The sequence below is a fragment of the Pseudomonas sp. G1002 genome, from assembly GCF_013385455.1.
Taxonomy (GTDB): Bacteria; Pseudomonadota; Gammaproteobacteria; order Pseudomonadales; family Pseudomonadaceae; genus Aquipseudomonas.
In genome coordinates this window covers 41,558-62,362 of record NZ_JACAPY010000005.1, presented here as the reverse complement: position 1 = coordinate 62,362, position 20,805 = coordinate 41,558, and the positions used below count along the sequence as shown (strand labels likewise).

Below are 20,805 nucleotides of genomic sequence, written 5' to 3'. Positions count from 1 at the left end.
TCAATTCAACCCGAATCAGAGACTTTGGACGTTGAGCCCGGCCGCCAGGAATCATCAGCGACAGCCAATGCATTTCTTGATGCCTTCTTCAAGTCAACGCCGTGTTCATGGATTACCACTTCAAGAAGCGAAGGATCGTAGAAGCTGTCTCGTACCTTAAGAATCGAAAGCATTCTTCTTAGTTCAGATTGAATCTCGAAGAAACGCATCAGCAGCAGGTTATCGACAATACTGGACAGGTCCGGGGTCGGAGAGCTGACCTCCGAACCAAAAACGTCACGCATCTCCCATGAGGCAAACACCGTTACGCCACGGGCACGAAGCTCGCTCATCAGGGCGCTGTAGAAATCAGTGATACGTGCCGGGTTCGTCGACACTCGGGTCATGCCGCTCAAGCTGTCGATGAACAGGCGCTTGATGCCCTTTTCCTCAACCATTTTCAGCAGCCGTGCGCCGAGACCGTCGATCAGGCCTTCTGTCGTGGGTTGCCAGGCAATACTCAGCGCACCACTTTCTTCCATACCCTTGATATCAATCCCCAGCGATTGGCCTTTGAGACGTAACCGCTGCGGGCTTTCATAAAAACCGAAATGCAGGCCCGGCGCTTCCACTGTCGACTCTGCGAGAAACCTGAGCCCCAACGTGGTTTTCCCGACGCCGGAAGGCCCCATGACGAGGGTAACTGAGGAACTGTGCAGGCCACCGCCGATGATGGCGTCCAGCGAACCGATGCCGCTGGTGATACGCGTCAGATCAGCACTGTCAGGTAAAGACGGATGGCTGTAGAGGCTTTCCAGACGCGGATAAACCACCAGGCCATCGTCGGTGATTTCACACTCGTGCAATCCGGTCAGTGCACCACTGCCGCGAGTCTTGCGCAGTTGAATACGGCGCACTGAACGGCTGCCGTGAAGCTCTTCACCCATCTCGATCACACCATCAACCATGGTGTGCTCGGGACTGCCGTCGTCCAACCGGGAACTGGTGAGAAACAGCACCGTACAACCGGCGAACGCAGCGTGCCCTTGCAACTCGGAAATGAATTTCTTGGTGTCGATGGGCGAGTCAGCCTTGGAGCGTGCATTGAGCAAGCCATCGACCACTAACACGGTGGCCTTCTGGCGACTGATCTCACGCCGAAGCAGCTTGACCACCTCATCGAGACCTTCGTTCTCAAGGGTGTCAAACGCACTGACGAACTGAATTTCAGCCCCCACCCGGGAAACATCAAAGAAGTTCAGGGTTGAGAGGAACTGAAATAAACGGTCGTGGGATTCGGCCAGCAACGTGGCCACCAGTACACGGCCCCCATTGCGCGCATGGTTAAACCCCAGCTGATTGGCGAGGATGGTTTTACCGGATCCCGGGCGCCCCTGGATGATGTAGGAGGCACCTGCGACTAGCCCACCCTTGAGCAGAGCATCCAGCCCTTCTATTCCGCTTTGAAGGCGATTTAGCTTTTCCACAATGCAACCCTGATGTGAACAACAGGCTCTTGAGCCGAAGGTTTACGATGCTAACTCCATTTGTGCAATCGGGCTATCCACTCAGCCCGTTCAAGCGCGGGGCAAATAAAGCGTGAACGTACTTCCCTGACCAGGACGACTCTCTACCCTGATCTCTCCCCCCGACTGCTTGGCAAAACCAAATACCTGGCTGAGCCCCAACCCGGTTCCCTGGCCGTTGCCTTTGGTGGAGAAAAACGGTTCAAAGATTCTGTCGAGGTTGAGCGGTGCGATACCCGAACCATTGTCTGTGATGGAGACGGCAACGTAACTTCCGTTCATAAGGGCATGACCATTGGACGCAGGGATAAGGTCCATCGACTCAACACGGATGACCACCTCACCGTGATCAGGCATGGCGTCTCGGGCATTCATGAGCATATTGAGAATGGCGGTTTCAAACTGTTCTGGGTCAACGTGAACAACGCAGGGTGCTGCTGTGGACTCAATGCGTACGTGGATGCCTGTGCCAACCCGCAAAGCAATCGTATCGGCCATGGCCAACGTGCTTGAATTGACGTCCAGCGGTGCGGGATGGAGGGTTTGCCTGCGAGCGAAGGACAGCAATTGGCTGGTGAAGTGAGAACCACGCTTTACCGCCTCGGAAATGGCTTGCACCAGGCGCAGCCGCCGCTCTTCCGATACTGAAGGACGCTTCAAAAGATCTGCTGAAGAACGGATCACCGTCAGCAGGTTGTTAAAGTCATGAGCCACGCGGCCCGTTATCCGCCCCAGCGCTTCCATCTTCTGCGACTGCAGTAACTGCTCCTGGGTCGCATCCTGAACGGTTCCCGTCATCGCGACGGGCTGACCGTCATCGGCGTAACGGGCTCTGGCACACACGTGCAGCCAGCGAGTTTCACCGTGGGGCGTGACGATCCGGTAGTGAACGTCGTAGGCGCAGCGTTGAGCGATCGAGTGATCCCATGCGTCAGCCACTCGGCCTCTGTCTTCGGAGTGCACCAGGCGCTGCATGTGTTCATAACTGAACGGTATCTGTGGTTCGAGTCCGAAGTTGAGGCGGCAAGTGGCTGAGGTCTTCAGCTCGCCCGTCGTCAAATCCAGGCGCCATATACCAAGCCCGGCGGCACTCAAAGCGAACTGCAGGTCGTGCGCTTCCTCATACACATCATCGTGAGGCGGCGGCGAACCATTCACCGGAGAGTTTGTTGCCATGATGGGTAGGGCTCCTCTTTTAGGCTGCCCATGGCTGGATGGGCGAAGTCTTCTTCTGAATGCAGACTTTTGCTTTTGCTGAACGAGCCGTAAGCACAATCAATCCCTATTGGCATGGATGACCGGGCGCACCAAAGGTTTCAAATTTTTCGTATGCCGTGGCGCATCCGACTTGCCAACACATATCACTTTTAACCGTCCGCGCACCGCCACAAAAAAAGGCGCCTGTTTCAGGCGCCTTTTTTATGTTTGACCGTGTCGATAGAACCGGTCGAGCAACGCCGGCAGCCCGGCCCGCCATGCCCGTGGCTTGATGCCGAAGGTGTGGAGGATTTTCTTGCAGGCCAGCACCGCGTGTTGCGGCTCGTCGGCTGCATCCGGACGGGCGGCGTGGGCCTGGGCGGTCGGCGCTTCCACGGCCAGCGGGTGGAAGTTGCGCGCTTCGGTCAGGATCGCCTGCCCCAGCGCCAGCGGGGTAGTCGCTTCGTGGCCGGCATAGTGATAAGTGCCCCACAACGGCGCGGCGCAATCCAGTTGCTTAAGCACCGAAATGATCACCCGCGCGGCATCGTCCACCGGCGTCGGGTTGCCCCGGCGGTCGTCGGCCATCAGCAGTTCGTCAGGTTTTTCGGCACGGGCCAGGAAGCGCCCGAGGGTGCCGTCGACGCTGTCATCCAGCAGCCAGCCGAAACGCAACAGCACGTGCTGCGGGCAGGTGGCGCGTACGCTCTGCTCGATGCGCCACAACGCCTGGCCTCGCAGGCCCAAGGGCACGGGTTCGTCTTTTTCGCTGTAGGCGGTGGCGCGGGAGCCATCGAACACCCGGTAGCTGGACGGTTGCAGCAGGGTGATGCTGTGGTGCTGGCACAGTTCAGCCAGGCGCTCGATCGCATATTCCTGGGCGGCCAGGCGTGTCTCGCTGACCGTCTCCGCCTGAAACCAGTCGAAGTAATAGGCGAGATTGATCAAGGCATCGGGACGGGTGTCGTCGAGCAGTTGCGTGAGGCTCGCGGCATCCCAGCCGTCTTGGGGCGGGCGCGGGGCGAGGAAACCGATGTCTTCCTCCGCACCGAGGCGAATCAGCGCCTGCCCGAGGGCATTCCCGCCGCCCAGTAACATAAGGCGCATTCGCATAGATTGAGCAGGCCCGGTCTGTTTGGAACGATGGTTATTATCGACAGGCTTGTGAGCCATGCCGTTGGCATTTGCCAGAATCGTTGCATTTTGCGGGTTTGTAGCGCAACCGTCACTTATAAAGTGCGCCGCCGATTGCGGCCGGGGGGGCTTTAGGCAGAGAGAGCCTTTTTATGGCCAGGGAGCATGCAGTGGCCAGGGGCCTTGCAGTGGTCAGCGAGCTTGCTGTGGCCAGGGAGCTTCTTGTGGCGAGGGAGCTTGCTCCCGCTGGGCTGCGTAGCGGCCCCAAAAAAGCGGGAGCGCTGCGCACTCCAGCGGGAGCAAGCTCCCTCGCCACAACAAGCTCCCTCACCACAGGGAATGCATCCCGGGGTTGCAAGTTGCCGGGGCCGGCCGCATAAATTGGGGATGAACCTTCCTGAATCAACGGACACGGTCTTGAACGGTTTCCACCCCGCCGTCAGCACCTGGTTCCGCAGCACGTTCCCGTCGGTGACCGCCGCCCAGGCCCAGGCGTGGCCGCTGATCCGCCAGCGCCGCTCCACACTGATCGCCGCGCCCACCGGCTCCGGCAAGACCCTGACTGCCTTTCTCGCGGTGCTGGACGATCTCGTGCACCAAGGCCTGGCCAATGGCGGCCAACTGCCAGACCAAACGCTGGTGGTCTACGTCTCGCCACTCAAAGCCTTGTCCAACGACATCCAGATCAACCTGCAAACCCCGCTGGCCGGCATCACCGAGCACTTGCAGCGCCTCGACCTGCCTCCGCTGGCGATCCGCACCGCCGTGCGTACCGGCGACACCCCGCAGAAAGACCGCGCCCTGATGCGCAAGCACCCGCCGCACATCCTGGTCACCACCCCGGAATCGCTCTACGTGCTGCTCGGCTCGGATTCCGGCCGGCAGATGCTTGCCAGCACCCGCACGGTGATCGTCGATGAGATCCACGCCATCGCCGCCAGCAAGCGCGGCAGCCACATGGCCCTGACACTGGAGCGCCTGCAGGGTTTGTGCAGCGAACCGCTGACCCGCATCGGCCTGTCCGCCACGCAAAAGCCCATCGAGGCGGTGTCGCGCTTTCTGGTGGGCACCGGCCGGCCTTGCGAGATCGTCGATATCGGCCACGCACGCCCACGGGACCTGGATATCGAAGTGCCGCCGGTGCCGCTGTCGGCCGTCATGGCCAACGACGTGTGGGAGCTGGTCTACGACCGCCTCGCCGAACTGGCCAGGCAACACCGCACCACGCTGATTTTCGTCAACACCCGGCGCCTGGCCGAACGCCTGGCCCGGCACTTGAGCGAGCGCCTGGGCAAAACCGCCGTCGCCGCCCACCACGGCAGCCTCGCGAAGGAAATGCGCCTGGACGCCGAACAACGGCTCAAGGCCGGTGAGCTGCAGGTGTTGATCGCCACTGCGTCGCTGGAACTGGGGATCGATATCGGCGATGTCGACCTGGTGTGCCAGATCGGCTCGCCCGGCTCGATCAACGGTTTTCTGCAACGGGTCGGACGCTCCGGGCATCAGGTCGGCGGCACGCCCAAGGGCCGGTTGTTCGCCACCACCCGCGACGACCTGATCGAATGCGCCGCCCTCCTCGACTGCGTGCGCCGGGGCGAGCTGGACACCTTGCTGATCCCGGTCGCGCCGCGGGATGTGCTGGCCCAGCAGATCATCGCCGAAGTCAGCTGCCAGGAATGGCAGGAACAGGCCCTGCTGACGCTGATCCGCCGCGCCTCGCCCTACGCCGAGCTGGATGAACGTCACTATCAGGCGCTGCTGCAAATGCTCGCCGAAGGCTACAACGGGCGCCAGGGCCTGCGCAGCGCCTACCTGCACCGCGACGCCATCACCCGCACCCTGCGTGGCCGGCGGGGCGCCAAGCTCACCGCCGTGACCAGCGGCGGTACCATCCCCGACAACGCCGACTACAGCGTGCTGCTTGAGCCGCAAAGCCTGAACATCGGCAGCGTCAACGAAGACTTCGCGGTGGAAAGCATCGCCGGGGATATCTTCCAGCTGGGCAACACCTCCTACCGCATCCTGCGAGTGGAGCCCGGCAAGGTGCGGGTCGAGGATGCCCACGGCCAGCCGCCGACCATTCCGTTCTGGCTCGGCGAAGCACCGGGGCGCAGTGCCGAGTTGTCGTTTGCCGTGGCGCGTTTTCAGGGGCAACTGGACGCGCTGCTGGGCGCCACGCCGGGTAACCTGCAACCGGCGCTCGATTGGCTCACCGGCACCCTCGGCCTGAACCTGGCCAGCGCCGAACAACTGCTGGATTACCTGGCGCGGGCGCGGCTGGCGCTGAGCGCGCTGCCGTCCCAGGACACGTTGATCATGGAACGGTTTTTCGACGAGTCCGGTGGCACCCAATTGATCATCCACACGCCGTTCGGCAGTCGCATCAACCGCGCCTGGGGCCTGGCGCTGCGCAAGCGGTTTTGCCGCACCTTTAACTTCGAACTGCAAGCCGCCGCCAGCGAGGATGCGATCGTGTTGTCGCTGTCCACCAGTCACAGCTTTGAGCTGGACGAAGTGTGGCGCTACCTGAACAGCAACACGGCCGAGCACATCCTGATCCAGGCGGTACTGGATGCACCGCTGTTCGGCGTGCGCTGGCGCTGGAATGCCGGGGTGGCCCTGGCATTGCCGCGCTACACCGGTGGGCGCAAGGTGGCGCCGCAGATCCAGCGCATGAAGAGTGAAGACCTGATCGCCAGTGTGTTCCCCGACCAGATCGCCTGCCTGGAAAACCTCGCCGGCGAGCGCGAAGTGCCCGAGCATCCGCTGGTGGAGCAAACCCTCGACGACTGCCTGCACGAAGCCATGGACAGCGAAGGCTGGCTGGCCCTGTTGCGGCGCATGGAGCGCGGCGAAATCCGCCTGATCAGCCGTGATCTGCCGGCGCCGTCGCCACTGGCAGCAGAGATTCTCAGCGCCCGCCCCTACACCTTTCTCGACGACGCTCCGCTGGAGGAGCGCCGCACCCAGGCCGTGCTCAACCGGCGCTGGAGCGACCCGCAAAGCACCGATGACCTTGGCGCGCTGGATGCCGAAGCGATTGCCGGTGTGTGCGAGGAAGCCTGGCCGGCGCCCAATGGCCTGGACGAGATGCATGAAGCGCTGATGAGTTTGGCGTGCATTGCCGAATCGGAGGTCACGGCGCAGTGGGCCGAATGGCTGCAAGCCCTGGCCGACGGTGGGCGCGCCAGCCGATTGCAGATCGGTACCGGCCAGGCCGTTTGGGTCGCCCTGGAGCGCTTGAGCTGTTTAACGGCGATCTACCCGAATGACCTGCCGCTGTTGCCAGGTTTCGATGAGCCCTGGACCTTCGATGAAGCCTTGGTGGAAGTGCTGCGGGCGCGCCTGAGCGGTTATGGCCCATTGACGCTGATCGAGATCGCCGCGCCCCTGGCCTTGCCGGTGGCCGACGTATCACAGGCACTCGCGCGGCTGGAGAGCGAAGGCTACGTGCTGCGCGGCCGTTTCAGCCCCGGCGCCAGCGCCGAACAATGGTGCGAACGCCACCTGCTGGCGCGAATTCACCGCTACACGGTCAAGCGCCTGCGCCGGGAAATCGAGCCGGTGGCGTTGCAGGATTTCATGCGTTTTCTGTTCGATTGGCAGCACTTGTCGAACGGCACCCGGGGCCAGGGCAGCGCGGTGTTGCCGCAGATCGTCGCGCAGTTGGAAGGGTACGCCGCAGCCACTTCGGCCTGGGACAGCGATTTGCTCAGCGCACGAATCAAGGATTACGCGCCCCACTGGCTGGACGATTTGTGCCGCAACGGCAAAGTGGTGTGGACGCGCCTGAGCAACAAGGCCGGCGCGACGGCCCTGCGCAGCACGCCAGTGGTGCTGCTGCCCCGCAGCCAGGTGCCATTGTGGAGTGGACTGACCGAAGCGCCGGACAGCACCGAGCTGTCGCCCAAGGCACAGAAAGTTCATCAGGCGCTGCGGGAAAACGGCGCGCTGTTTTTCGATGAATTGATCCACGAAGCCCATCTGCTGCGCAGCGAACTGGAAACCGCGTTGCAGGAACTGGTGGGCGCGGGGCTGGCGAACGCCGACAGTTTTGCCGGCCTGCGCGCCCTGACCACGCCGGCGAGCAAACGTCAGGCCCGCAGCAGTCGGCGCGGGCGTGGCGCGTTTGTCGGCGGAATGGACGATGCCGGGCGTTGGGCCCTGGTACGGCGGGCGCCGGTGGCGGACGGCACACGTCCGGGGGCTCACTCGGCCGAGACGCTGGAGCATGTCGCGATGACCTTGCTGCGCCGCTACGGGGTGGTGTTCTGGCGCCTCCTGGAGCGCGAGGCGGACTGGCTGCCCAGTTGGCGCGAATTGCTGCGTACGTTCCACCGGCTGGAGGCCCGGGGCGAGATTCGTGGCGGGCGGTTTGTGAGTGGTTTGGCGGGGGAACAGTTTGCGTTGCCGGAAGCGATTCCGCTGCTGCGGGAAGTTCGGCGGCGGCCCCACGATGGAAGCTTGATTGCCGTGTGTGGGGCGGATCCGCTGAACCTCGTCGGTACGCTGCTGCCGGGTAGCAAGGTGCCGGCGTTGAGCGGCAATCGGTTGGTGTACCGGGATGGTTTGCCGGCGGCGGTGGAGATTGCCGGCAAGCAGCAGGTGTTGCTGGAGTTGGATCAGCAGGAGGCCGGGTTGGTGCGGGAAAAACTGATCAGACACTGACTTGTGCAGTGCCCGTAATGACGCCTTCGCGAGCAAGCCCGCTCCCACATTCGATCCGGTTCCGCCCTTGGAATGCGATCGAATGTGGGAGCGGGCTTGCTCGCGAAGAGGCCGGCGGCCTCAACACAAAACTATTGGGTTCTTGGCTGCTCAGTGAGCACCACCGACGAAGGCACTTCTTCCTCCGGCTCATCCACCTGCTGCCCGACCCGCTGCGGCAGCATCACCTGCTGTGGATAAGTTTGCGCGAAGTGAACAAAGGCACAGTTATCCACAAGCTTTTTCAAGCGCTGGTTAAACGCGCGGCTCACCGCATATTGCCCACCCGACACCGTGCGGAACTGCGCCGTCAGCACCACGCCGTTGAGGTCCATCTTGTCGACGCCAAATACCTCCAGCGGCCCTTGCAGGTTGTACTTGAGGAACACGTCGTCGCGGATCGACTGTCCCGCCTCGCGAATCAGCTCCACGGCCTTGTCGACATCGGTGTCGTAGGTGAACTGCACCGAGAAGAACGCATAGGCGAATTGCCGCGATTGGTTGGTGACGGCCTTGATCTGCCCGAACGGCACCGAATGCACAAAGCCCTTGCCGTCCCGCAGGCGCAGGGTGCGGATGGTCAGCCCCTCGACGGTACCGGCGTGGCCGGAGTCGAGCACCACCCAATCGCCAATCGACAGGGTGTCTTCGATGATGATGAACAGCCCGGTGATTACATCCTGCACCAGTTGCTGGGAGCCAAAACCAATGGCCAGGCCCACCACCCCGGCACCCGCCAGCAGCGGTGCGACGTTGATCCCCAGGTTGGCCATGGTGGTGATCGCGCAGATCACCACCAGGATGATTTTCACCGCGTTGCGCAGCAGCGGCAGGATGGTTTTCACCCGCGTGCTGGGCTGGCGGCTGGAGCGTTTGTTGACCGGGGGTTTCAATGCTTCCTGAATCGCCGTGTCGAGCACCACCCAGAACAGCCAGGTCACCAGCAGGATCAAACCGATGCTGCTCAGGGAATCACTGATGGCCCGGCCCACGGAGTTGCGCTGGGCAAACTCAAACAGCGAAACGCCCCAGATACGCCCGAGGATTTCGATAAAGGCGATGGCCATCACGATGCGCAACAGCGCGTGCAGCAGGCTGAGGAAACGTTCCTTGTAGGCACTGCTGCGCTGCACCGCCACCGTGCTGCGGGACTGGAACAGGTGTTGCAACACCGTGCTGAGGAACACCGTGCCGATCAGCAGGATCGTGGTGAACAGCGCACAGCGCAGGGCTTTCTGGCTGTCGTCGCCGGCGCCGATCAGGTTGATCGCCGACACCAGCACCATCAGCAGGATCGGCCAATACCACAGGCCGGAAAACACCCGCAGGGATTGCTGCACCGCCGGGTGTTTCAGGCGCTGGGCCAGGGGCCGATTGCGGATTAAATGCGCCACCGGACGGCGCAGGCGAATCACCAGCATGCCGAAGATCACCGAGGCAAACAGCCCGGTGAAGATCGCGACGCTGGCGGTGATATTGCCCCCCAGTTGGCGGGCGATCTGTGGGCTGGTCAGCGCATCGCTGAGGGCGGCAAGGAAGCCGATCAGGAACAGCGGCTTGGGGCAGTAGTCCCGAATAATCTTCACCGCCGGGCGCTTGTGGCCGACGTTGAACATGACGATCACGCACAACAGGATCGAGGTGGAGAAAATGCCGCTGCTGGTGGCGTAGGCAAAACACAGCGCCAGCGCACGGCCCACCGAGGTGGGCAGGAAGTGGCTGACGTAGAGCGTCAATGGCAGGCAGATAAGCGCCGGTATCGTGTAGGGAATCAGGTAACCCAGCAACGCCTGGAGGCGCTGGCGCGGTGCGATATGCCGCTGCAGGCTCAGGCGCTTGACGATAAAGCGCCCCAGCAGGGTCAGCGCGGCGAACGCGCCGATCCACACCCCGGACAACAACAGGAAATCCCCGGCTACGCTCCACGAGGAACGTTCGGACGGCTGGTTGACCAGCTTGTCCACCTCATCCGCCGCCCGGTCGGCCCGCAGCCGCCAGGCGTCGACCAGGTTCTGGTTGAGGTCGAGTTTGTCCTGCACATCATCGATGCTGGAGCTGATGGCGCCGAGCAGGCCGCCTTCTACCAACAGTTCCGGCTGGGCCGGGGCGGCAGGCGCTGGAGCCGCGGGGGCGGTGGCCGCTTGCAGCGCGCCGCTGCCGCAGAACAGCAGCGTGCCGAGCAGTAGCACAGTCTTTAAATTCAACAAAACACCGGGCTCCTTCAGAAGGGTCTGTAAGGAACTGACGGGTTTGACGCCTGATCGTTCCCCGTAGACTTCGATCCGTGCGCCCCAGGCAAATATCAAATGCCAATACCTGTCTTTTTCCGCACAAGCCGAACCCCGAGACTGCGCTCCTGATTGAAACCCACCGGAGTTGCAGCCATGCCCATTGCCTTGCTCGCGCTGACCCTCAGCGCTTTTGCCATCGGGACGACCGAGTTCGTCATCGTTGGCCTGTTACCCACCATCGGCGCCGACCTGGGTGTCGACTTGCCGTCCGCCGGCCTGCTGGTCAGCCTCTACGCCCTGGGCGTGGCCATCGGCGCGCCGGTACTCACCGCCCTCACCGGCAAAGTGCCACGCAAACTGCTGTTGTTGTCGCTGATGGTGCTGTTCACCCTCGGCAACCTGCTGGCCTGGCAAGCGCCGAGTTATGAGTCCCTGGTACTGGCACGGATCGTCACCGGCCTGGCCCACGGGGTGTTCTTCTCGATTGGCTCCACCATCGCCACAAGCCTGGTGCCCAAGGAAAAAGCCGCCAGCGCGATTGCCATCATGTTTACCGGCCTGACCGTCGCGTTGGTGACGGGTGTGCCACTGGGGACGTTTATCGGCCAGCACTTCGGCTGGCGCGAAACCTTCCTCGCCGTCTCGGCCCTGGGCTTGATCGCGTTTATCGGCAGCCTGCTCTACGTACCGAAAAACATCGCCCACAGCAAACCCGCGTCACTGTTGCAACAACTGCAAGTATTAAAACAACCACGGCTGCTGCTGGTGTACGCCATGACGGCGGTGGGTTACGGCGGCTCGTTCATCGCGTTCACCTACCTGGCGCCAATCCTTCAGGACATCTCCGGGTTCAGCGCCGGCACCGTCAGCCTGGTGTTGCTGGTGTATGGCATCTCGGTGGCCATCGGTAATATCTGGGGCGGCAAGCTGGCCGACAAACGCGGCCCGATCAGCGCCCTGAAAATCATCTTTGCCCTGCTCGCCGCTGTGTTGTTCGTACTGACCTTCACCGCGGGTAATCCATGGCTGGCCCTGGCCACTGTGCTGGTGTGGGGCGCGGTCGCTTTCGGCAACGTGCCGGGCTTGCAGGTGTATGTGGTGCGCCAGGCGGAACATCACACGCCGAATGCGGTGGACGTGGCCTCGGGCCTGAACATCGCGGCGTTCAACTTGGGGATTGCCGGTGGCGCGTGGACCGGCGGCCTGATCGTCGCCCACATGGGCTTGATCCACACGGCGTGGATTGGCGGTTCGGTGGTGTTGGTGGCCTTGGCGCTGACGGCCTGGAGCGGGCGCCTTGACCGGCTGGGGCCGGTGTATGCCGAGAGCTCGACCCGGGTGGTTGGCGGGCACTGATCCCGCAGCGATAAAGAACCCAATGTGGGAGCGGGCTTGCTCGCGAAAGCGGTGTGTCAGTCAACAGAGATATCGACTGACCCACCGTCTTCGCGAGCAAGCCCGCTCCCACATTTTGAGAGGTGCCGTCTGTAGGACCGTCGAAACTTTCTCCCGATCATCATAGTCACCCTAAAACGGAGGTCACCACACAGTTAACCCACGGGAGTCATCATGGCCGCGATTCATATCGGCATTTCCGGCTGGCGCTACACGCCCTGGCGGGGGGATTTCTACCCCGAGGGCCTGACCCAGAAGCGCGAGCTGCAGTTTGCCTCACGGGCGGTCAACAGCATCGAGATCAACGGCTCGTTCTACGCGCTGCAAACACCCAAGCGCTATGCCGAATGGTATGGCGACACGCCTGAAGGGTTTGTGTTCAGCGTCAAGGCGCCACGCTATATCACGCATATCCTGCGGCTGCGGGAGGTGCACAAGCCGATGGCGAATTTCTTCGCCTCCGGGGTGCTGGAACTCAAGGAAAAGCTCGGGCCGATCCTCTGGCAGTTCCCGCCCAGTTTCAAATTCGACCCGCCGTTGTTTGAAGCCTTTCTCGCCGAATTACCCACTACTACCCAGCAGGCCGCCGCCCTCGCCCGCGAGCATGAGCCGCGCCTGAACGGCAAGGCGAGCCTGCAAGCCCACGGTAAAAAGCCGCTGCGCCATGCGGTGGAGATTCGCCACAAGAGTTTCGCCGTGCCGGAATTTGTCGAGATGCTCGACAAGCACGGCGTGGCCCTGGTGGTGGCGGACACAGCCGGCAAGTGGCCCTACCTGGAAGACGTCACGGCCAACTTTGTGTACCTGCGCCTGCATGGGGACAAAGCGCTGTATGCCAGCGGCTATACGTCCGAAGCGCTCAAGCGCTGGGGCGATCGCATCGAACGCTGGAGCCACGGCAAACAACCCGCCGATGCACAGTTGATCGACCCGAAGCACAAACCCCGCGCCCGCAAGCAACGCGAGGTGTTTTGCTATTTCGATAACGACATCAAGGTGCGCGCGCCCTTCGATGCGCGCCAATTACTGCAGCGTTTTGGCCTGGACCAGGCACTGGCCACCGAACCCGGCAAGTTGCCGGACACGGGGGTGTTGCCATGACCCATCCGGAGCTGATGCCAACCACGCCCACCGAAACCATCACCCGCTTCAGGGTGCTGACGGTCAATACCCACAAGGGCTTCACCGCGCTCAACCGGCGCTTCATATTGCCCGAGTTGCGGGAGGCGATTCGCAGTGTGGCCGCCGACGTGGTGTTCCTTCAGGAAATCCACGGCACCCATGAACGCCACCCCAAGCGCTACAGTAACTGGCCGAGCATGCCGCAATACGAGTTCCTCGCCGACAGTATCTGGCCGCAATACGCCTACGGTCGCAACGCGGTGTATCCCCATGGCGACCACGGTAATGCGTTGCTGTCGAAATTCCAGATCATCCGCTACGACAATCTCGACATCTCCCAGAGCGGCCACGAAAGTCGCGGGCTGCTGCATTGCGTGCTGCGCTTGCCGGGCAACGTGCAGGACGTGCATGCCATCTGCGTGCACCTGGGGCTGCGGGAAGTCCATCGCCAGCAGCAACTGCGCCTGATCGCGCAGCGGGTCGCCGAGATTCCCGCCGACGCGCCGGTGATTGTCGCCGGTGATTTCAATGACTGGCGCCAGCGCGCCGATCTCGCCCACTGCGGGCTGCGGGAAGTGTTTATCGAAACCCACGGCAAGCCGGCCCGCACCTTCCCGGCGCGCCTGCCGCTGCTGCCGCTGGACCGCATCTATGTGCGCAACCTCAAGGTGCATCAGCCCCAAGTCCTGACCAGCCGCCCGTGGTCACACTTGTCGGACCATGCGCCGCTGTCGGTGGAGATCGAGTTATGAACAGCGCACCACTGGAAAAGGTCGCGGTGGAACACATCGCGACCGACCAACCGCCGGACGATGCCGTGGCCCGGGACCTGGATTACGGCTGGCAAAGCGGTAACCAGATCGAGTTGCTGGAGAACGGCGAGGCCTACTTTCCCAAAGTGTTCGAGGCGATGCGCCAGGCCCAGCGGGAGATCTTGCTGGAGACCTTTATCCTTTTCGAAGACAAGGTCGGCCACGAGCTCAAAGGCATTTTGATCGAGGCGGCGCAGCGTGGCGTCAAGGTCGTCGCCAGCCTCGATGGCTTTGGTTGTGGTGAGCTGACACCGGGGTTTCTCAGCGAATTGAGCCAGGCCGGCGTGACCGTGCAGATGTTCGACCCGGCGAGCAAGACATTGGGTTTTCGCACCAACTGGTTTCGCCGCTTGCACCGCAAGATTGTGGTGGTGGATGCCAGTGTGGCGTTTATCGGCGGGATCAATTTCTCGGCGGATCACCTGGGGGATTTCGGCCCCGAGGCCAAGCAGGATTATGCCGTGCAGGTGCAGGGCCCGGCAGTCGCCGACCTGCATCATTTCGCCCTCGCACAAAGTGGCCGGCGTGTGCGCAAGCGGCGCGGCTGGCGGCGCGAGCAACGCCCGTCGCCATGGACTGCCGGCGAAGGCGATGGCCTGGTACGGCTGATCTACCGGGACAATCTGCAACACCGTACCGATATCGAAGAGGCCTACCTGCACGCCCTGCGCAAGGCCGAGCGGCGGGTGGTGATCGCCAACGCCTATTTCTTTCCCGGCTACCGCCTGCTGCGGGAAATTCGTAATGCCGCGCGGCGCGGCGTGCACGTGCAGTTGATCATGCAGGGCCAGCCGGATGTGCTGCTGGCCAAGCTGGCGGCACGCATGCTCTATGACTATTTGCTCAAGGAAGGCGTGGTGATCCACGAGTACTGCCAGCGTCCGTTGCACGGCAAGGTGGCGCTGGTGGATGAAGAGTGGAGCACGGTGGGTTCGAGCAATCTCGACCCGCTGAGCCTGTCGCTGAACCTGGAGGCGAATGTGCTGGTTCGTGATCGTGCCTTCAACCAGCAGTTGTTCGAGCGCCTGGAATATCTGAGCCAGAACCACTGCAAGACCATGCCGGAAAACCGCGCGCCTCGCGGCTGGTTCTGGAGGGTGACCGTGGGTTTCGTGGTGTTCCATGTGCTGCGGCATTTTCCGTCGTGGACCGGCTGGTTGCCGGCCCACAAGCCGAGGTTGAAACCCTTCGTTCTTGAGGAGCGTGCGAATCATGACCCAAGCTCGCATCGCTGAAGAAAGCGCTCGCCCCGGCTTCTTGAAACGCTGGAAAAAACCGCTGACGGTGGTGTTTTTCCTGGTGCTGATCGTGTTGTTCACCCTGCTCGCCCGGCGTATCGACTGGAGCGAAGTGCTCGACACCCTGGGCGACTTCAAGCTGCGCACGCTGCTCATCGCGGGTGCGCTGACCCTGTGCAGTTTCCTGGTGTATTCGTGCTTCGACCTGATCGGCCGCACCTACATCCGCCAGCCGTTGGGCTGGAAGCAGATTTTGCCGGTGGGCATCATCAGCTATGCGTTCAACCTCAACCTGAGCGCGTGGGTTGGGGGCATCGCCATGCGCTATCGGTTGTATTCCCGACTCGGGGTGAGCAGCGGGAACATCGCGAAGATCCTCGGCTTGAGCCTGGCCACCAACTGGTTCGGCTACATGGCGATTGCCGGCGCGGTATTCAGCAGCGGGCTGGTGACATTGCCGCCGGGGTGGAAGCTCAGCAGCGGTGCGTTGCAAGGCGTCGGCGTGCTGTTGGTACTGGCGAGCCTGGGTTACTTGCTGGCCTGTCGCTTGTCGAAAAAGCGTGCATGGTCGATACGCGGGATTGAAATCAGCCTGCCGTCGCTGCGCATGGCAGTGTTGCAGTTGGCGCTCGGCGCGCTGAACTGGTCGCTGATGGCAGCAGTGATTTTTACCCTGCTGCCCAAGCAGCTGGATTACCCCGTGGTGCTCGGGGTGTTGTTGATCAGCAGCATTGCCGGGGTGGTCACGCATATCCCGGCAGGGCTGGGTGTGCTGGAGGCAGTGTTCATTGCCTTGCTGCAGCACGAAGCGTCCCGCGGCAGTCTGCTCGCGGGGCTGATCGCCTACCGCGCAATCTACTTCATCCTGCCGCTGCTGGTGGCCCTGGTGATGTACCTCGCGGTCGAAGCCAAGGCCAAGGCATTGCGCGTGAAGAAAACGCCTACGACTGGATGATGCTCAAGCGCTCGCCCACCACCATCTCGGTAATCCAGTCCACCAGGATCGAGGTGTAGGCCTGCTGGGAAACCGGATCACTCAGGGAATGATCCGCACCGTCGATAATCCGGTGAGTCAGCGAATGCGTCTGCTGGCAGGCGGCGCGGTAGCTCATGATGGTGGCGTGGGGCACGTGGTCGTCGGTCTCTGACTCCACGATCAACACATCACCGGTAAACGCCGCGCAAGCATGCAGGGCGCGATTGGTTTCAGCGTGCACAAAAGTGCCGCGATAATCCATCAGGTCGGCCTTGTCCAGATCGCGCTTGGGCTTGAGCCATTCCTGGTCGCGGTACAGCGCCGGCACCCGCAAAGCCAGCCAGCGCACCGGGCGCAGCGAAGTGAGGATGGCGGCCAGGTAACCGCCGTAGCTGGTGCCTACCACCGCCACCGCCGAGGTGTCGATGGCCGGGTGTGACAGCAAGCGGTCGTAGGCCGCGAGCAGGTCGCGCAGGTTGTCTTCGCGGGTGACGCGGGACAACGGAATGCCGTTGCCGGCATGGCCGCGCAGGTCGAATGTAAGGCATACACAACCGAGCCCGGCGATACCCTTGGCGCGTTCCAGGTCACGCTCCTGGCTCCCGCCCCAGCCGTGCACAAACAACACCCCCGGTACTTTCGATTTGGGACTGAGGAAGGTCCCGCTCATCTGTTCGTCGTCGATATCAATGGCAATGGTTTCGCTTCTAGCCGTCATAGGATTTGACCGTCACGTACTTGAGAAGAAAGTCGCTGTTTTCTGCCGGGCCCCGGTACACCTCGATCGCGTCAGCCGGCAGCGGCTGATCGACGTAGGTTTCTACCGACGAGACATAAATCGCCCGCAGCCCGGGGTTGTTGACGAAGCTTTGCAGCGCCGCGACTTCCGCGCTGCTGGCCCCGCCCATGCGCCAGGACTGCTCGAGCACGCCGCTGCGGCGTTGGCCGTCGCTGTCCAGGCCCTGGGCGATGTCGTAATTGCGCCGCGAGGCGTAGAACCCGGGATAGGCCTCATCCGCCGCGTTATCGAAGACCTGCGCTTGCTGGATGGCCAGGCGCACGTCAGCGGGCAGGTCGAGCTTGAGCAGGTCTTCGTAGTAGCCCTGGACCACCAACAGGTTGGAACCACCATAGACCTCTTCGCCCTGCCCGTCCCGGGTCAGGTATTGATCGCCGCAGTAGCTGATGACGTGATCGCCGATAAAGCTCTGGCCGACACTGTGGGTGACCACGTCACTCAGGTCCTGCTCCAGCACCACGCCGTCGCTGAACAATTGCGCCGCATCAGGGCGCGCGAGGATGGCGTCGAACTCGTCGAGGCTGCGGATCACTTCCTGGCCGCGACCGGCGCAGGCATGCACGGGCTTGAGACGGATCGGCCCGGTGTACAGCAAATGGGTCGCCGCCGGCCGCGCATCTGCCAGGGCGTGCACACTCAACCCATCCAGCACCACATTGCGGATGCGCTCGGAAAACAGCGGCGACCAGCCTTCGGGCGCAACCGCGTTTTTATTCAGCAAACCGTGGCTGATGGCCTTGGTGCAGATGAAATCGTGATCGACGTAGCCGCCCCACAGATCCTCAGGGCCTTTGACGCCGAATTGCCGCGCCTGTGCCGCGCCAACCAGCGTCTGAGTGGGCAATAGATAGAGGTCGCGCCCACTGTGCTGCTCAGGGTTATAGCTGCCGCCATATTTGAGCCCGAGGACGTGCGCCAGCCAACGGGCCAGGGCGCGGTTGGTCTCCACTTCGTGCAGTGGCGCTTGCGGACGGATTGAATGCGCCACCACGATTTTTTTGCGATTTGTCGGGGTCATGCGTCCCCCTTGGCTGTTCTGCCATGTGTGTAGGGAGACGGTTGCAGGGATCAAGCCAAGGCGGCATTTATCCAAACGCGCGGGGAATCAATCAGTTGCGGAAAAAGCGATAGCACTTGGCCTGTTTTATTCTGCACGAAATGCTCAAGGTGTCGCGGCGTTCTGCACGATTCAGGCTTGCGCCTTAGAGGGCGTCACGCCGAAACGGCTGCGGTAATCACTTGGCGCCAGCCCGGTGATTTTCTTGAAGGTGGCGCGGAAGGCGCCGGGGTCCTGATACCCCACGGTCCAGGCGATGTGATCAATCGTGCCGTTGGTGAACTCGAGCATCTGGCGCGCCTTGCCGACACGCAGGTGCTGGCAATATTCGGTGGGTTTCAAACCGGTGGCGGCGCGGAACCGTCGCAGGAAGGTGCGTTCCTCAAGTCCCGCCTCCTGCGCCATGGCAGCCAACGAAACATCCACCGCACCGCTGGCCTGCAGCCAATGTTGCACCTTGAGAATCGCAGCGTCGCCATGGGCAAGGATCGGCGCAAAGTTACTGCCGCACTCACTGGCGCTGTCACTGTGTTCGATCACCAGGAAACGCGCGGTGCTGGCAGCGATGCTCGGGCCGAGCAAACGGTCCACCAGGCGCAGGCCCAATTCGGACCAGGCCATGAGGCCGGCGGTGGTGATCAAGTCGCCGTCGTCGACGATGGGTTTGTCGGCTTCCAGGCGAATCGCCGGATAACGGGCGGCGAAGGTTTTCGCCGACGTCCAGTGCGTGGTGGCGCTGCGACCGTCCAACAGGCCGCTTTCCGCCATCAGGATCGAACCTACGCACACCCCGCCCAGAATGGTCCCGGAGCGATGTTGCTGGCGCAGCCAATCCAGCAATTCGGCGGACGCCTGGCCCTCGGAAAAGCCGGCAATGGAGGGTGGAATAAGCAAGGCCGTCAACCTATCCCCGCTACCGGGCTCGCTATCGAATACACGGGTCGGCGCACCGCCTGTTTCAGCCTGCCAATGGCTGATGCGCAGGGACGGCAGTTGCTCGGACTGATGCTCGGTCGCAATCCGGTTGGCGACCGCGAACAGGTCGGTCAAGCCATGCACGGCGGCCATTTGCGCACCGCTGTAGATCAGCACGCCGAGCTCGACGATCGCCATTGTCAGTTTTCCCTCTGTTATTGTCGGTGCGGCCAATCCCCAGGCGTCACGCCAGCCAGGATACTGGACGCATCAACCCTCACAAGGAAACCAACATGGCCAAGCAAGCGCTCATCCTAATCGATATCCAGAACGACTACTTCCCCCAGGGCAAGTGGCCGCTAGACGGAGTGGACGCGGCGGCAGACAAGGCGCAGCAAGTGCTACAGGCATTTCGCCAGGCAGGCGATACGGTGATTCACGTACGCCACGAATTCACCTCCGACGATGCCCCCTTCTTCACCCCGGGCTCGGAAGGTGCACACCTGCACCCCAAGGTGCTGAACCAGGCCGACGAGCCGGTGGTGCTCAAGCATTTCGTCAATGCGTTCCGCGAAACCAACCTGCGGGCCCTGCTGGAACAACGCAGCATCACCGAACTGGTGGTGGTGGGCAGCATGAGCCATATGTGCATCGACGGCGTGGTGCGCGCGGCGTCGGACCTGGGCTACACCGTGACGGTGATCCACGATGCCTGCGCCACGCGGGACCTGGAATTCAATGGCAGCGTCGTGCCGGCAGCCCAGGTGCATGCGGCGTTTATGTCGTCGCTGGGGTTTGCTTATGCGAGCGTGGTATCGGCGGAACAGTTCTTGTCCGCCGATTGACCTTCTCCGCGCTTACCGGGTAGCGATGATGAACAGGCGCGGAAACGGCAGCAACACAGTGCCATCGGCCAGCGCTGGATAAGCCTTGGTGATCCGCGCCAGGTACTCGTCGAGGAAGGCGCCCTTTTCTGACTCGGTCAGGGGCGCCAGGAACGGACGCAATGCCGACCCCTTGAACCACTCCACCACCGCGGCAGAACCTGCCAGCGGATGGTGGTAAGTGGTGCGCCATACATCCACGGTGGAACAGTGTTGGCTCAGCAACTCAAAGTAGTAGCTCGCGGTATGGCGTTCATTGTGTTTGACGCTGCCGATTTTTGCGGCCCACGGGCCGTCCGCCGCGACTTCCCGCGCCAGCTTGTGGGCCGGCTCGTCAAGATTGTCGGGCGTCTGCACCGCCAGGGTGCCGCCGGGAGTCAGTTGATTGACTAAATGCGGATACAGCGTGGCGTGATCAGGCAGCCATTGCAGCGATGCATTGGCGAGGATGACGTCGAATTTCTGCGCCGGGTTCCAGGCGCCAATATCAGCCAATTCGAAGTTCAACGCGGGCAGGCGCTTGCGGGCGTCGACCAGCATGTCATCGGAACTGTCCATGCCGGTGACCACTGCCTGCGGAAAGCGCTCAGCCAGGACTTCAGTCGAATTGCCCGGGCCGCAACCCAGGTCGACGGCGGTGCGCACATCACCCTCAGGGATGGCCGCTACCAGATCCCGGACGGGACGAGTGCGCTGTTGTTCGAACATCGAGTATTGCTTGGCTGACCAGGTCATTGCGGCATTCCTTCTTCTGTGAGGAGTGAGGACAGCCTAAATCTTGTGATCCATGAGAACAAATGCCAGGATTGATCATCTCCCATACCTGAAAAGTA

The 20,805-nt window shown here is 62.3% G+C and carries 15 protein-coding genes; 7 read left to right on the top strand and 8 right to left on the bottom strand.

Annotated elements, in window-relative coordinates:
• Positions 1-5: 5 nt before the first annotated feature.
• From HX801_RS02065 to HX801_RS02055, 3 genes are all read right to left on the bottom strand, one after another.
• Entirely contained in the window at positions 6-1,466 is a 1,461-nt protein-coding gene (locus HX801_RS02065; protein ID WP_177008879.1) for an ATPase domain-containing protein, read from the bottom strand.
• A 90-nt stretch (positions 1,467-1,556) separates the two neighbouring features.
• Positions 1,557-2,681, bottom strand: coding sequence for an ATP-binding protein (locus tag HX801_RS02060; RefSeq protein ID WP_177021475.1), 1,125 nt, complete (start codon positions 2,679-2,681; stop codon positions 1,557-1,559).
• A gap of 243 nt (positions 2,682-2,924) precedes the next feature.
• Positions 2,925-3,815: a sugar nucleotide-binding protein gene (locus HX801_RS02055; protein ID WP_008436463.1), complete on the bottom strand. Its 891-nt coding sequence runs from the start codon at positions 3,813-3,815 to the stop codon at positions 2,925-2,927.
• A gap of 408 nt (positions 3,816-4,223) precedes the next feature.
• Between HX801_RS02055 and HX801_RS02050 the strand changes: the two genes are divergently transcribed.
• Entirely contained in the window at positions 4,224-8,504 is a 4,281-nt protein-coding gene (locus tag HX801_RS02050) for a DEAD/DEAH box helicase (protein WP_177021474.1), read from the top strand.
• A gap of 131 nt (positions 8,505-8,635) precedes the next feature.
• On the opposite strand, the gene HX801_RS02045 is transcribed toward HX801_RS02050, so the two are convergent.
• Positions 8,636-10,750 (bottom strand): mechanosensitive ion channel family protein, encoded by a 2,115-nt coding sequence (locus HX801_RS02045; protein WP_087692343.1) that lies wholly within the window; start codon positions 10,748-10,750, stop codon positions 8,636-8,638.
• 177 nt (positions 10,751-10,927) lie between these two features.
• On the opposite strand from HX801_RS02045, the gene HX801_RS02040 reads away from it, so the two are divergent.
• The 5 genes from HX801_RS02040 (at position 10,928) to HX801_RS02020 (ending at position 16,296) form a co-directional block, all read left to right on the top strand.
• Positions 10,928-12,130: an MFS transporter gene (locus HX801_RS02040; RefSeq protein WP_177021473.1), complete on the top strand. Its 1,203-nt coding sequence runs from the start codon at positions 10,928-10,930 to the stop codon at positions 12,128-12,130.
• Between the two features lie 213 nt (positions 12,131-12,343).
• Complete coding sequence (locus tag HX801_RS02035; protein ID WP_102605439.1) at positions 12,344-13,270, top strand: DUF72 domain-containing protein; 927 nt, start codon at positions 12,344-12,346, stop codon at positions 13,268-13,270.
• Positions 13,267-14,043, top strand: coding sequence for an endonuclease/exonuclease/phosphatase family protein (locus tag HX801_RS02030; RefSeq protein ID WP_003210026.1), 777 nt, complete (start codon positions 13,267-13,269; stop codon positions 14,041-14,043). The genes HX801_RS02035 and HX801_RS02030 overlap by 4 nt, the downstream gene beginning before the upstream one ends.
• On the top strand, positions 14,040-15,338 hold the full coding sequence (gene clsB / locus HX801_RS02025; RefSeq protein WP_177021472.1) for a cardiolipin synthase ClsB: 1,299 nt from the start codon (positions 14,040-14,042) through the stop codon (positions 15,336-15,338). The genes HX801_RS02030 and clsB overlap by 4 nt, the downstream gene beginning before the upstream one ends.
• Complete coding sequence (locus tag HX801_RS02020) at positions 15,316-16,296, top strand: lysylphosphatidylglycerol synthase domain-containing protein (RefSeq protein ID WP_177021471.1); 981 nt, start codon at positions 15,316-15,318, stop codon at positions 16,294-16,296. The genes clsB and HX801_RS02020 overlap by 23 nt, the downstream gene beginning before the upstream one ends.
• Here the strand turns inward: HX801_RS02020 and HX801_RS02015 are convergent.
• The 3 genes from HX801_RS02015 to HX801_RS02005 form a co-directional block, all read right to left on the bottom strand.
• Complete coding sequence (locus tag HX801_RS02015; RefSeq protein WP_003210032.1) at positions 16,283-17,035, bottom strand: S9 family peptidase; 753 nt, start codon at positions 17,033-17,035, stop codon at positions 16,283-16,285. The genes HX801_RS02020 and HX801_RS02015 overlap by 14 nt on opposite strands.
• Positions 17,025-18,134, bottom strand: a complete 1,110-nt coding sequence (locus HX801_RS02010) for a DUF3182 family protein (RefSeq protein WP_177021470.1) — start codon at positions 18,132-18,134, stop codon at positions 17,025-17,027. Before HX801_RS02010 ends, HX801_RS02015 begins: the two co-directional genes overlap by 11 nt.
• A 171-nt stretch (positions 18,135-18,305) precedes the next feature.
• Entirely contained in the window at positions 18,306-19,286 is a 981-nt protein-coding gene (locus HX801_RS02005) for a GlxA family transcriptional regulator (RefSeq protein WP_102605436.1), read from the bottom strand.
• A 95-nt stretch (positions 19,287-19,381) separates the two neighbouring features.
• Between HX801_RS02005 and HX801_RS02000 the strand changes: the two genes are divergently transcribed.
• A complete protein-coding gene (locus HX801_RS02000; RefSeq protein WP_008436449.1) occupies positions 19,382-19,933 on the top strand; it encodes a cysteine hydrolase family protein in 552 nt (183 codons plus the stop codon).
• A gap of 12 nt (positions 19,934-19,945) precedes the next feature.
• Here HX801_RS02000 and tam read toward each other — a convergent pair whose 3' ends face one another.
• Complete coding sequence (gene tam / locus HX801_RS01995; protein WP_177021469.1) at positions 19,946-20,707, bottom strand: trans-aconitate 2-methyltransferase; 762 nt, start codon at positions 20,705-20,707, stop codon at positions 19,946-19,948.
• Positions 20,708-20,805: the final 98 nt, after the last annotated feature.

Coding starts and splice junctions, on each gene's coding strand:
- HX801_RS02060 (WP_177021475.1), bottom strand. CDS start 2,681: ATGGCAACAAACTCTCCGGTGAATGGTTCGCCGCCGCCTCACGATGAT.
- HX801_RS02055 (WP_008436463.1), bottom strand. CDS start 3,815: ATGCGAATGCGCCTTATGTTACTGGGCGGCGGGAATGCCCTCGGGCAG.
- HX801_RS02050 (WP_177021474.1), top strand. CDS start 4,224: ATGAACCTTCCTGAATCAACGGACACGGTCTTGAACGGTTTCCACCCC.
- HX801_RS02040 (WP_177021473.1), top strand. CDS start 10,928: ATGCCCATTGCCTTGCTCGCGCTGACCCTCAGCGCTTTTGCCATCGGG.
- HX801_RS02035 (WP_102605439.1), top strand. CDS start 12,344: ATGGCCGCGATTCATATCGGCATTTCCGGCTGGCGCTACACGCCCTGG.
- HX801_RS02030 (WP_003210026.1), top strand. CDS start 13,267: ATGACCCATCCGGAGCTGATGCCAACCACGCCCACCGAAACCATCACC.
- clsB (WP_177021472.1), top strand. CDS start 14,040: ATGAACAGCGCACCACTGGAAAAGGTCGCGGTGGAACACATCGCGACC.
- HX801_RS02020 (WP_177021471.1), top strand. CDS start 15,316: ATGACCCAAGCTCGCATCGCTGAAGAAAGCGCTCGCCCCGGCTTCTTG.
- HX801_RS02015 (WP_003210032.1), bottom strand. CDS start 17,035: ATGACGGCTAGAAGCGAAACCATTGCCATTGATATCGACGACGAACAG.
- HX801_RS02010 (WP_177021470.1), bottom strand. CDS start 18,134: ATGACCCCGACAAATCGCAAAAAAATCGTGGTGGCGCATTCAATCCGT.
- HX801_RS02005 (WP_102605436.1), bottom strand. CDS start 19,286: ATGGCGATCGTCGAGCTCGGCGTGCTGATCTACAGCGGTGCGCAAATG.
- HX801_RS02000 (WP_008436449.1), top strand. CDS start 19,382: ATGGCCAAGCAAGCGCTCATCCTAATCGATATCCAGAACGACTACTTC.
- tam (WP_177021469.1), bottom strand. CDS start 20,707: ATGACCTGGTCAGCCAAGCAATACTCGATGTTCGAACAACAGCGCACT.